This window comes from Actinomadura kijaniata NBRC 14229, from assembly GCF_001552175.1.
GTDB lineage: Bacteria > Actinomycetota > Actinomycetes > Streptosporangiales > Streptosporangiaceae > Spirillospora > Spirillospora kijaniata.
Map to the genome: position 1 here is coordinate 21,896 of NZ_BCQR01000142.1, position 11,600 is coordinate 33,495.

Genomic DNA, 11,600 nt, shown 5'->3' on the forward strand with positions numbered 1-11,600 from the left:
GCGCTACGTCATGCCCTCGTTCGTCGAGCGGACCGCCTTCGGCGTCAAGGAGACCAGCCCCTACAACAAGCTGTTCGAGGAACGCATCATCTTCCTCGGCTCACCGGTCGACGACACCGCCGCCAACGACGTCACCGCCCAGCTGCTGGCACTGGAGGGCATGGACCCCGACCGGCCCATCAACCTGTACGTCAACTCGCCCGGCGGGTCGCTGACGGCCATGATGGCGATCCTGGACACCATGCGCTACGTGCGCCCCGAGGTGGAGACCACCTGCGTGGGGCAGGCCGGATCGGCGGCGGCCATCCTGCTGGCGGCCGGCACGCCCGGCAGGCGCGCGGCGCTGGTCAGCTCCCGCGTCCTGCTGCACGAGCCCGCCGTCGACGCCTCCCGGGGCTCCTCCGCCGACCTGGAGATCCAGGCACGCGAGGTGCTGCGGCTGCGCGAGCAGATGGTGCGGGTCCTGGCCGAGGCGACCGGCCGGGACGCCGACCGGATCGAACGCGACCTGTCACGCCACCGCTACTTCACCGCCGCCGAGGCCAAGGAGTACGGCCTGATCGACACGGTGCTGACCACACGGACCGGCACCTCCCGCTGAACGCGCCGGCGGCGGCCCCAAGGCCGCCGCCCCACGCTCAACCGGCCAGATCCAGCGCGGCGCGCACGATGCTGTCGGCGTCCAGGCCGTGCTCGCGGTACAGATCCTCGATCGCACCGGACTGCCCGAACCCGGTCACCCCCAGCGCACTGGTGGCGACCCGGTTCACCGTCGCCAGGAACGCCAGCGTGTGCGGGTGCCCGTCCAGCACGGTCACCAGGGGCGTGGCGCGTTCGGCGGGGAACACCTGGTCCAGCACCCACGAGTCGGCCCGCTCATGCCCCTGCCGGGCACGCACCGCCCGGTACAGCAGATCGGGGCTGGTCACGCACACCACGTCGGCGGGCACCCCCACCCGCTCCAGGCGCTCGGCCGCGGCCAGCGCCTCCGGAACCACCGCCCCCATCGCGGCGATGGTCACCGCGGGCGCGGCCGCGCGCCGCAGCGGATAGGCGCCCGCCACCACCTGACGGCGACGGCGCTCACGGGCGGCGGAGTCCTCCGGCACCGCGGCCAGCGACTGGTCGACCGGCCGCGTGGACAGCCGCAGGTAGGCCGAGGTCCCGTCCGGCCGCCCCAGACGCGCCAGGCTCGCCAGCAGCACCCACTCGGTGTCCAGGGCGAACGCCGGCTCGTAGGTGACACACCCCGGCTGCTCCAGCCCGATCGACGGCGTCTTGATCGACTGGTGGGCGCCGCCCTCCGGCGCCAGCGTCACCCCCGAGGGCGTGCCGACCAGGATGGACTGGCCACCCGCGTAGATCCCGAACGACCACGGCTCCAGCGCCCGCTCCACGAACGGGTCGTACAGCACCCCGATCGGCAGCAGCGGCTGCCCCCACCGGCTCCAGGTCGCCCCCAGCTCACCCAGCAGGCCCACCAGGTTGACCTCGGCGATCCCCAGCTCGATGTGCTGCCCCGAGGGCGTCTCCCGCCAGTGCAGGATCGTCTCGGCGTCGTCGGCGAACCAGTCGGGCCGCTCGGTCGTCGACCACACCCCCACCTTGTTCACCCAGCCGCCCAGGTTCGTGGAGGAGCTGACGTCCGGGCTGACGGTGACGATCCGCCGCGCCGCCTCGGGAGCCTGCCGCGTCAGGTCCAGCAGGGTCCGGCCGAGCGCCGCCTGCGTGGTGACCGTGCCGGACGGGGTGCGGCCGGTGTCGGACGGCACCGGCGGCGCCGGCACCGCCTCCGGGCGGTCCCGGCGCAGGCGCCCGGCCGTCTCCGCGCACAGCGCCGCCGCCGCGCCGCCCTCGGGCAGCGCCCGCCACGGATCGTCCAGATCCGCGCCCACCCGCCCGGCCAGCTCCCGCATCTGCTCCTCGGTCAGCAGGGCCGAGTGGTTCTGCGGATGCCCCCTGGTCGCCAGCCCGTACCCCTTGACGGTGTAGGCGAACACCACCGTCGGACGCGTGTCGTCGATCGCGGAGAACGCCTCGTCCAGCGCCTCCAGGTCATGCCCGCCCAGGTTCGCCACGGCCTCCAGCAGCGTCGCGTCGTCCACGCCCGCCACCAGCCCCGCGATCGCCGCTGCGCCGGGCCCGCGCCCGGGCAACCGCTCCCGCAGCTGCGCCGCGTCGCACCGCAGCAGACGCTGGTACTCGGGATTGGGCATCGCGTCGATGCGCCCGCGCAGCTCCGCCCCGCCCGGCCGCTCGAACAGCTCCCGCACCAGCCGCCCGTACTTCACGGTGATCACCTGCCAGCCCGCGGCGGCGAACATGCCCTCCAGACGGTCGGCGGCGATGTTCGGCACCACCCGGTCCAGGGACTGCCGGTTCAGGTCGACGACCCACACCACCTCGCCCAGCTCACCGACGGCCGGGTCCAGCACCGCCTCCCACACCGCGCCCTCGTCCAGCTCGGCGTCGCCCACCAGCGAGTACTGCCGGCCGCTCCCGCCGCCCCCGACGGTGGCGTTCAGGTACCGGCGCGACAGCGCGCCCCAGATCGGAGCGGTCGCGCCGATGCCCACCGACCCGGTCGAGTAGTCCACCGGATCGGGGTCCTTGGCCCGGCTCGGATAGCTCTGCAGCCCGCCGAACTCCCGCAGCCGCGTCAGATAGGACGCGTCCAGCTCGCCCAGCAGATGGTTGATCGCGTGCAGCACCGGCGAGGCGTGCGGCTTCACCGACACCCGGTCCCCCGCCCGCAGGTGCCGGAACCACAGCGACGTCATGATCGACACCATCGAGGCCGACGACGCCTGGTGTCCGCCCACCTTCAGCCCCGACGGGTTGGGACGCACCCGGTTGGCGTGGTGGACGATCGCGGTGGAGAGCCACAGCACCCGGTTCTCGATCTCACGCAGAACGGCCAGGTCCGCCGCCCCGCTCCGCGGTTCCCGCACCGCACCGGTCATCGTCAGGCCCCCTTCCGGGCAGTCGTCGTTCACCTCGGCGCGAAGTCAAGCAGCGCGACGCGTTCCTGCCCAGCCGCGCCGGAACGCGTTGAGCAGACTGCGCAGTTTTTCCCCGTCTCTGCGGCGGAACGCGCGCGAAATGCGCAAGGCTTCCTGTTCACCCTCAGGAAGGACATCATCACCACCTTCCTCCTTTACGTTGTAGATCAGCTCCACACGACCTGTGGTGAACGGTGAAAATTTCGCGTTAGAACAGGGTCCAGTCGGGGAATCTTGTGACGGTATCCAGCGTTGGTGAGGGCAGAACCGCAAGCCCGTCTGGGAGGCACGTGACGATGGCCGAGCGCGCACTTCGCGGCACCCGACTCGGAGCGACGAGCTACGAGAACGATCGCAACACCGATCTGGCCCCAAGGCAAGAGGTGGACTACACCTGCACCAAGGGCCATCGGTTCACCGTGACGCTCGCCGCCGAGGCCGAGGTGCCGATGACGTGGGAATGCCGCAGCTGCGGCGCCACGGCCCTGCGGGTCGACGGTGAGCTGCCGCAGACCAAGAAGGGCAAGCCGCCGCGGACCCACTGGGACATGCTCATGGAGCGTCGGACGATGGAGGACCTGGAGGAGGTTCTGGCCGAGCGGCTGGAGATCCTGCGCGCGGGGCGCAGGAAGACAGCCTGAGCGGAGAACGGCGGGGCACGACCGGGTGAGGTCGGGCGAGATCGACGTGAGCGGGGCTCGGACCGGAAGGGTCCGAGCCCCGCTCACGTCGTCCTGCCCGCCGCCCTGAGACGCGACCCCACCAGGGGCCCGTGCCGCGCCGGTTCGCCCGTCAGCGTCCGTCAGGGGGCCGCGGGGCGGTCGTCGTCGCGGAGTACCTCACCCTGCACGACCGGTCCCCGGGGCTGCCGGGCGTCGGCGGGACGGCCCCCGAACGGGTCGAACACCTCGAACGGGCTCCCGGCCGCCCCCGCCCCCGGCGGGAACAGCGGCCCGCGCGCCTGCGCGGCCTTCATCCGGCGGGCGCCGTAGGCCAGCAGCGTCCGCCGCACCAGCGGACGCGTGAACGGCAGCACGAACAGGAACCCGAACAGGTCCGTCACGAAGCCGGGCGTCAGCAGCAGCACGCCGCCGACCAGCACCAGGGCCGCGTCGGCCAGTTCCCGGTCGGGCATCGCGCCCCTACCGAAGGTCTCCTTCAGGGCGTTCCAGGCGCGGCGGCCCTCGCGGCGGACGATCCAGCCGCCCAGCAGGCTCTCGACCAGCAGCAGAGCCACCGTCCACCAGCCGCCGATCACCTGCCCCACCTGGATGATCACGTAGATCTCCAGGATCGGCATCAGCAGGAACGCCAGGACCATCACCAGCGGCAGCATGACTCTCGTTTTCCGGTCGGCGGAGATGTCTTCACCGGTGACAACGCCGCGGGCCCCCGGTTCGTTTCCAGGCGCCCCGCCCGGCGTCACACCCGGTCGCCGCGGCCGGCCGCGCTCAGCGGCGGCGGCCGCCCCGCAGCCGCGCCATGCGGTCCGACACGCCCCACCTGGTGACGTTGAGCATGGCCTCGGCGACGATGTCGCGGCTCATCTTGCTGGTGCCGTGGACGCGTTCGACGAAGGTGACCGGCACCTCCACCACGCGCAGGCCCTGCCGCAGGGCGCGGCGGGCCAGGTCGATCTGGAAGCAGTAGCCGCGCGAGTTGACGCCGTCCAGGCCGATCTTCTCCAGGGTCGCGGCGCGGAACGCGCGGTACCCGGCGGTGGCGTCGCGCAGCGGGGTGCCCAGCATCAGCCGCACGTAGGTGTTGCCGCCCCGGGAGATCAGCTGCCGCGACAGCGGCCAGTTCTCGGTCTTGCCGCCCGACACGTAGCGGGCGCCGATGACCAGGTCGGCGTCCTGCAGGGCGGTCAGCAGCCGGGGCAGCTCCTCGGGCTGGTGGGAGCCGTCGGCGTCCATCTCGACCATGACGTCGTAGCCCCGCTCCAGGGCCCAGCGGAACCCCGCGATGTAGGCGGCGCCCAGCCCGTCCTTGGCGGTGCGGTGCATCACCTTCACCTGGGAGTCGGCGGCGGCCATGGCGTCGGCGAGCTCACCGGTCCCGTCGGGGCTGTTGTCGTCGACGACCAGCACGTCCACCGCCGGGACGGCCGCGCGTACCCGCCCGACGATCTTCTCGACGTTGTCCCGCTCGTTGTAGGTCGGGATGATCACTAGTACCCGGCCGAGCGCGGCTGGGATGTCCATCGGCGTCAATTCCCCTCGTTCTTCCTGCTGCTGAAGCCCGCGACCCCCGCGGCGAGGACGGCCAGCGCGGCCAGCGTCCACTCGGGCTTGGCGCCCAGCCGGTCGGCGAGCGTACGGGACGTGCGGGCCGGAACCCGCGCCACCTGGATGTCGGGAACGAACTCCCGCGACCGGGCGATCATGCGGCCGTCGGGCGCCACGATCGCGCTGACCCCGCTGGTGGCCGCTACCAAGATCGTACGGCCGTGCTCGACGGCCCGCAGCCGCGACATCGCGATCTGCTGCGGCGGGAGGCTGGTCTTGCCCCAGGTGGCGTTGTTGGTCTGCACGACCAGGATGTTCCCGCCTGCGACGTCGCGCACCTCTTTGTCGTAGGCGACCTCGAAGCAGATGACGTCTCCGACGGTCACCGGCCCCAGTCGCATCACGCCCGAGCGGGTGCCCTTGGCGAAGTCGCGCGGGATGCGCTCGAAGCGGGTGATGAGCTTGGTGAGGACGTCGCGGAACGGCAGGTACTCCCCGAACGGGACCGGATGCCGCTTGACGTAGTAGTCGCCGGGGCCCGTCCGCGGGTCCCACACGATGCCGCGGTTCTCGACCTTGGTGCCGTCGGGGGTGTCGACCAGCGCGCCGACCAGGACGGGGACGCCGACGTCGCGCACGGCGTCGTCGATGGTCCGGCGGGCGTCGGGCTCGGTGTAGGGGTCCAGGTCGCTGGCGTTCTCGGGCCAGACGACCAGTTCGGGGCGGGGCACCTTCCCGGCGCGGACCTGCGCGGCCAGTTCGTGGGTGCGCCGGGCGTGGTTGTCGAGGACGGCCTTGCGCTGGCCGAGGAAGTCCAGGCCCAGCCGGGGCACGTTGCCCTGGATGACGGCGACGGTGACGGTCCTGCCGTCGGTGGGCACGGGGATCAGCAGGCCGCCGCCGACGACCAGCGCTCCCCCGGCCGCCGCGGCGGCCACGCGCGCGAGGTGGGGCCTGCGGGCGCCGGTGGCGCGGGCGTTCCAGGCGGCCAGGGCGGCGTAGGCCAGCAGCCCGCCGAGCAGGGCCGTCAGGAACGTCACCAGCGGCGCGCCGCCCAGGGAGGCGTAGGGGGTCAGCGGGGTGGAGGTCTGGCTGAACGCCAGCCGCGCCCAGGGGAACCCGCCGAACGGCACGTGCCCGCGCACCAGCTCCTCGGCGACCCACAGCCCGGCGGTCCACAGCGGCCAGGCCCGCAGCCGGTGCACCAGCGCGATGCCCGCGCCCAGCGGGGCGAGGTAGAGGGCCTGGACCAGGCTGAGCAGGATCCACCCGTCCGGGCCGATCTTGACGATGCCGGTGAGCACCGGCAGGAAGAACGCCGCGCCGCCCAGGAACCCGAGCCAGGCGCCGGTGCGGGCGCGCACGCCGCGCAGCGCCAGCGTGAACACCGCCACGCCGGCGGGCGCGAGCGGGGTCAGGTCCAGCGGCGGGAACGCCAGCCACATCAGCAGCCCGGCGACGATCATGGCGGGAACGCGGGCCCGGACGGCGCCGCGGGTGCCGCCGGTGCCGCCGGCACGGCGGGCGCGGCCCGGCCGCCACAGGCCGGCCAGAGGTCCCCGGCCCCGGGCCGGGGGCTCGGCGGCCGTCGGCCGTTCCGGAAGGGTGTCCTGCGCCACCGTGGCTCCTTGTCGTGTGCACCGTCCTGGCGCAGACGCTACCGGTCCGGCGGGGCGGATACGACCTTGGGCCCTTGCCGGAAGACCTGTCCCGGCGGCGGAAACGACGTGAACGCGGCCCGAACGGGGCCCGAACACCGCGTCACCGCCGCGCGGGGGGCGCCCGGGCGTCGCCGGGGGCGGCGGGGGCACGGAGAAGGGCCCGTGACATCCGTCGGGCCGGAGTGGTCCCACAGGCGGTGAGAGCGCAAGCTCCGTTTTCTACTGGATGTCCGGGCCCTTTCCCGGGTCCAACCCCCCGCCCGATCGGGCGGCTCCCCCCGGACGCGGCGGCAGTGCACCACCCCTGGCTCGGACGGCGCGCGCGGTGGGCGGCGCCGTCTCGGCGCGGCACCTGGCGGCGTACCGGGCGGCCGATCGGTGAGTCCCGTGCTGGACTGCAGCAAAACTACCCAGTTCCCCGTCCTTGTCAACCGCCGCATGGTCTGCGGTGACCCGTTGTTTACGCTGCTCAAGCCCGTGATCAGGGGCGGAGCGCGGATTTCGCGGCGGGCGGGGCGGACGGCGCCGGGACGCTCCCCCGCAGGTCGGCGGGGGTTGACGGGTGGGGCGGGTGGGGCCGGTGGGGTCCCGGCGCCGGTCCGGTGTCAGCGGGCGGGGTCGGGGACCACGACGGTGCCGGTGGCGGTGACCGCCACGATCGGCTCGTCGAGGACCTCGGCGGCCGACTCGCCCTTGTCGGGGCGGCCCCGGCACACCACGCGCGCCTCCAGCTCCAGGGTGCGGCTGCGGCGGCCCACCCGGGTGACCACGGCGGTGACCTCCAGCACGTCGCCGGCCCGCACCGGCGCGCGGAACTGCACGTCGGAGTAGGAGGCGAACAGGCCCTCGTCGCCGTCGGTGCGGATGCACACCTCGGTGGCCACGTCGCCGAACAGGCCGAGGGCGTAGGCGCCGTCGACCAGGTGGCCCGCGTAGTGGGCGTGGGCGTAGGGGACGTAGCGGCGGTGGGTGACCCGCAGCCCTTCGCGGGGGTCGCTCACGGGGTCTCCTCTCCCTCGGCGCCGTCGGTCTCCCGGACGGCGTCGGTGATCGTGTCGGCGGGCAGCAGGGCGTGCGCGATGTAGGAGGCGACCTCGGCGGGGGTGGTGCCCTTGCCGAAGATCCGGTCGACGCCCAGGTCCTCGGGGGTGACGGTGTCGAAGCGGGGCCCGCCGACCACCAGCAGGGGGCGGCCCATCCCGGCGGCGACGGCGGTGGGGTACTCGGCGTGGAACGCCGCCGCCATCTGCTTGGTGTTGTGCAGGTGGGCGTTGCGCTGGGTGACGACCTGGGAGACCAGCACGGCGTCGGCGTCCTCGGCCTTGGCGCGTTCGACCAGCTCGGCGACGGTGACCTGGGCGCCCATGTTCACCACCTGGATCTCGCGGTAGTACTCCAGGCCCTTCTCCCCCGCGAAGCCCTTGACGTTGAGGATCGCGTCGATGCCGACGGTGTGGGCGTCGGTGCCGATGCAGGCGCCGACCACCACCAGCCGCCGGTTCAGGGCGCGGCGGATGGCGAGGTTGACCTGCTTGGCCGTCAGCAGCGGGTACTCGCGTTCGGGCGGGACGGGGATGCCCGCGTAGTCGATCAGGTGGTTGACGCGGCCGTAGACGATGAAGAACGTGAAGTCCGGCCCCATCGGCTTGGAGTGGACCACGCTGGCGGGCTCCAGGCCCATCTTCCCGGCCAGTTGCAGCGCGGCGGCCTCGGCGCGCTTGCCCGCCGGGACCGGCAGGGTGAACGACATCTGGACCATGCCGTCCCCGGTGGTGTCGCCGTAGGGGCGGATCACCTGGCGGGTGTCGGCGGGCTGCGCGGGGGCTCCGGCCTGGTTCAGCGGGCTGTCGGTCCTCACGCGGGCACCTCCTTCTTGTCCGGCTCGAGCCGCTCGGCGCGGTCGGCGTGCGGGTCCTCGGCGTCGAGGATCTCGATGGCGGGGTTGAGGTAGCCGGGGGCGCGCTCCACCACGCCGTCCAGGCCCTTGCCGCCGTCGGCGGGGCGGCGGGTGACGCCGAAGGTGCCCTCGGCGATGGCGGTGAGCAGCCCGTCGTCGTTGATCTTGTCCAGCAGCTCGATCGACTCCGACAGCACCTGGCGGGCGCGCTGGACGACGAACCCGTCGGGGCGGGGGACGAAGTCCTCGGCGAGCCCGGCGCAGGCGTCGCGGACGTAGCGGACGTTCTCCAGCGCCAGGTCGCGGTCCGACAGCCAGGGGGTGTGGATGCCCTCGGTCATCATCCCGATCAGGATGATCGACTGGCCGGTCATCACCCCGGCCAGGTTGAAGAACGCGTCCAGCAGGTACCCGGCGAAGATGTTGCCGGTCATGTGCTTGGTGGGCGGCATGTACTTCAGCGGCGCGTCGGGGAACAGCTCGCGCACCAGCTGGGCGTGGGCCAGCTCCAGCCGGAACGAGCCGGGGATCGCCGGGTTGATCTCGAAGGCGTGGCCGAGGCCGAGCTGGTCGTCGCGCAGCCCCGCCTCGTGGCCGAACCGCTCGTTGAGCAGCTGGCTGACGATGACGGTGTGGGCGGCGTCGACGGCGTCGGCGGTGGTGAGGTAGTTGTCCTCGCCGGTGTTGATCACGATGCCGGCGCGGGCGTGGATCTGCCGGGAGAACCGCTGGTCGATGAAGGTCCGGCGGGGGTTGATGTCGCGGAAGATGATGCCGTACATGCAGTCGTTGAGCATCATGTCCAGGCGTTCCAGCCCGGCCAGCGTGGCGATCTCGGGCATGCACAGGCCCGAGGCGTAGTTGGTGAGGCGCACGTACCGGCCCAGCTCGCGGGACACGTCGTCCAGGGCGGCCCGCATGAGGCGGAAGTTCTCCTGGGTGGCGTAGGTGCCCGCGTACCCCTCGCGGGTGGCGCCCTCGGGGACGAAGTCCAGCAGCGACTGCCCGGTGGAGCGGATCACCGCGACGACGTCGGCGCCCTCCCGGGCGGCGGCCTGGGCCTGCGGGATGTCCTCGTAGATGTCGCCCGTGGCCACGATCAGGTAGACCCACGGCTGGGCCGGGTCGCCGATCTCGCGCAGCAGCCGGTCGCGTTCGGCGCGGCGGCGGTCGATCCGGGCGATGCCGGAGCGGGCCGCGCCCCGGGCGGCGCCGGTGGCCAGCGTCGCGTCCGAGCCGGTCGGGATCCGGAACGAGATCCGGCCGCGCGCGGCGTCGCGGGCCAGGTGCGCCAGCGAGGCGTGCGGGCCGCGCGCCAGGGCGTCCCAGACCGGCAGGGCGACGCCGTGTTCGAGGCCGACCTGGTCGCGGACGGCGTCCACCAGGTGGTTGACCCACGGGCGGCCCTCGCTGTCGGCACCCTGCAGCCCGGCCAGCCGCAGCAGCGCCCGCTCCACCGAGACGGTGGTGTGGGTCCGGGCCATCTCGATGATCGGCTCGGCGGCGCGGGCCGCCAGCCGGCGGGCCCGCCGCACCACCTCCGGGTCCAGATCGAGCTTGCGCTGCGGCGCCATTGCCGCCTCCCCTCGGATCCCGCACGGCCAGGCAGGCCGAACGATTTTCCACATCAAGACCGCGTATACGCGAGATCTTCCACTATCGGTACGGCATCACACAAGAAGCTCTTTTCCGTGACCGCGGGCGGCGGGCCGGGCCGCCACAGCGCGATCACCATCCGGTAACGCCACCCCACGGCGACGCTATGTGAAAGTACAATCACATTAAGTCGCGGCCCCGGACCCCGTCCCCCATCTCCCCGCCGTGCCGGGGCCAGGAAAAGAGGGTCATGCTCGTCTATCTGCTCGCCGCCGCCTGCGCGGTCGGCGTCGTTCTCATCGCCGCCCGGCTCCTCCGTCGGGGCAGCGACGACGACAAGCCCGACGGCCCCTCCGCCGGGCACGCCGGTTCCATGATCTCGGCGCTGTTCCTGCTGGCGTTCGCGGTGGCGATCGTGGTGCCGTGGACCGCCGCCGACTCCGCCCGACTCAACACCCACACCGAGAGCCGCTCCATCGCCGAGGCCGCCTGGAGCGCCAAGCGGCTGGCCGCCGCCGACGCCGCCCGCTTCCAGGCGGGGCTGGCCGACTACGCCCGCTTCGTCCGGGACTCCGAGTGGCCGCTGATGGCCGACGGGAGGCTCAGCCCCGACGGCTGGGCCCGGCTGGAGAAGCTGCGCCGCGACGCGCAGGCGCTGCCCACCAAGGAAGGCGACGACGAGGGCAAGGACGCCCGCACCGCGCTGCTGGACCACATCACCGCGATCACCACGGCCCGGCAGCAGCGCGCCATGGACGCCCGCACCTCTCCCCCGCCCGGGCTGCTGGTCATCACCGCCCTCACCGGGCTGATGGTGATCCTGCTGCCGTTCCTGGCGGGCGCGCGGCCGCGCGGCATGACGCTGCTGCCGCTGACGCTGATGGCCGCGCTGCTGGGCGTCGGCGTCTGGCTGTGCCTGGACATCACGCACGTGTTCACCGGGGCCCTCGCGGTCGGGCCGGACGCCTTCAACGGCGTGCTCGCCGAGCTGCACCGCCTGTCCGCGGGAGGCTGACATGCGGCCCGCACTCGTTCTGGCCCTGTCGTTCGCCGGCGGCGTCGTGCTGCTGCCGATGTCCGCCACCACCGCGCACACCGATCCGGACGTGTGCGTGGAGGTGGCGGGCGTGGTCAGCGTCGTGATCTCCGACAGTGGCGACTGCATCTGCGTCGCATCGCCCGCCCCCTCCCCCACCCCGACCCCCACTCCGACCCC

At 73.1% G+C, this 11,600-nt stretch carries 12 protein-coding genes; 4 read left to right on the top strand and 8 right to left on the bottom strand.

Annotation, left to right across the window (positions count from 1 at the left end; all coding sequences use genetic code 11):
• Nucleotides 1-10: 10 nt before the first annotated feature.
• Nucleotides 11-601 (top strand): ATP-dependent Clp protease proteolytic subunit, encoded by a 591-nt coding sequence (locus AKI01S_RS35615; protein ID WP_067828098.1) that lies wholly within the window; start codon nucleotides 11-13, stop codon nucleotides 599-601.
• Between the two features lie 37 nt (nucleotides 602-638).
• Here AKI01S_RS35615 and AKI01S_RS35620 read toward each other — a convergent pair whose 3' ends face one another.
• Nucleotides 639-2,963 carry a thiamine pyrophosphate-binding protein gene (locus AKI01S_RS35620; RefSeq protein ID WP_067828101.1) on the bottom strand — a complete coding sequence of 775 codons (2,325 nt, stop codon included), beginning with the start codon at nucleotides 2,961-2,963 and terminating at the stop codon, nucleotides 639-641.
• Between the two features lie 45 nt (nucleotides 2,964-3,008).
• The gene (locus AKI01S_RS51145) at nucleotides 3,009-3,179 is read right to left on the bottom strand and encodes a hypothetical protein (RefSeq protein WP_157420389.1); all 171 of its coding nucleotides are present in this window, start codon (nucleotides 3,177-3,179) and stop codon (nucleotides 3,009-3,011) included.
• A gap of 119 nt (nucleotides 3,180-3,298) precedes the next feature.
• On the opposite strand from AKI01S_RS51145, the gene AKI01S_RS35625 reads away from it, so the two are divergent.
• Nucleotides 3,299-3,643: an RNA polymerase-binding protein RbpA gene (locus AKI01S_RS35625; protein WP_067828104.1), complete on the top strand. Its 345-nt coding sequence runs from the start codon at nucleotides 3,299-3,301 to the stop codon at nucleotides 3,641-3,643.
• 161 nt (nucleotides 3,644-3,804) lie between these two features.
• Here AKI01S_RS35625 and AKI01S_RS35630 read toward each other — a convergent pair whose 3' ends face one another.
• From AKI01S_RS35630 to kamD, 6 genes are all read right to left on the bottom strand, one after another.
• Nucleotides 3,805-4,338 carry an FxsA family protein gene (locus tag AKI01S_RS35630; protein WP_084000576.1) on the bottom strand — a complete coding sequence of 178 codons (534 nt, stop codon included), beginning with the start codon at nucleotides 4,336-4,338 and terminating at the stop codon, nucleotides 3,805-3,807.
• Between the two features lie 115 nt (nucleotides 4,339-4,453).
• Nucleotides 4,454-5,206: a polyprenol monophosphomannose synthase gene (locus AKI01S_RS35635; protein WP_084000577.1), complete on the bottom strand. Its 753-nt coding sequence runs from the start codon at nucleotides 5,204-5,206 to the stop codon at nucleotides 4,454-4,456.
• Between the two features lie 5 nt (nucleotides 5,207-5,211).
• A complete protein-coding gene (lnt, locus tag AKI01S_RS35640; RefSeq protein WP_067828072.1) occupies nucleotides 5,212-6,849 on the bottom strand; it encodes an apolipoprotein N-acyltransferase in 1,638 nt (545 codons plus the stop codon).
• 647 nt (nucleotides 6,850-7,496) lie between these two features.
• Entirely contained in the window at nucleotides 7,497-7,892 is a 396-nt protein-coding gene (kal, locus tag AKI01S_RS35645; RefSeq protein WP_067828077.1) for a 3-aminobutyryl-CoA ammonia lyase, read from the bottom strand.
• Nucleotides 7,889-8,749, bottom strand: a complete 861-nt coding sequence (kamE, locus tag AKI01S_RS35650) for a lysine 5,6-aminomutase subunit beta (RefSeq protein ID WP_084000578.1) — start codon at nucleotides 8,747-8,749, stop codon at nucleotides 7,889-7,891. Before kamE ends, kal begins: the two co-directional genes overlap by 4 nt.
• Nucleotides 8,746-10,362: a lysine 5,6-aminomutase subunit alpha gene (kamD, locus tag AKI01S_RS35655; RefSeq protein WP_067828080.1), complete on the bottom strand. Its 1,617-nt coding sequence runs from the start codon at nucleotides 10,360-10,362 to the stop codon at nucleotides 8,746-8,748. The genes kamE and kamD overlap by 4 nt, the downstream gene beginning before the upstream one ends.
• A gap of 272 nt (nucleotides 10,363-10,634) precedes the next feature.
• Here kamD and AKI01S_RS35660 point away from each other — a divergent pair, with 272 nt between their 5' ends.
• Both AKI01S_RS35660 and AKI01S_RS35665 read left to right on the top strand, forming a co-directional pair.
• Nucleotides 10,635-11,399 (top strand): bestrophin-like domain, encoded by a 765-nt coding sequence (locus AKI01S_RS35660; protein WP_067828085.1) that lies wholly within the window; start codon nucleotides 10,635-10,637, stop codon nucleotides 11,397-11,399.
• 1 nt (nucleotide 11,400) lies between these two features.
• A partial coding sequence (locus AKI01S_RS35665; RefSeq protein ID WP_218009943.1) for a hypothetical protein occupies nucleotides 11,401-11,600 on the top strand: 200 nt, incomplete at its 3' end.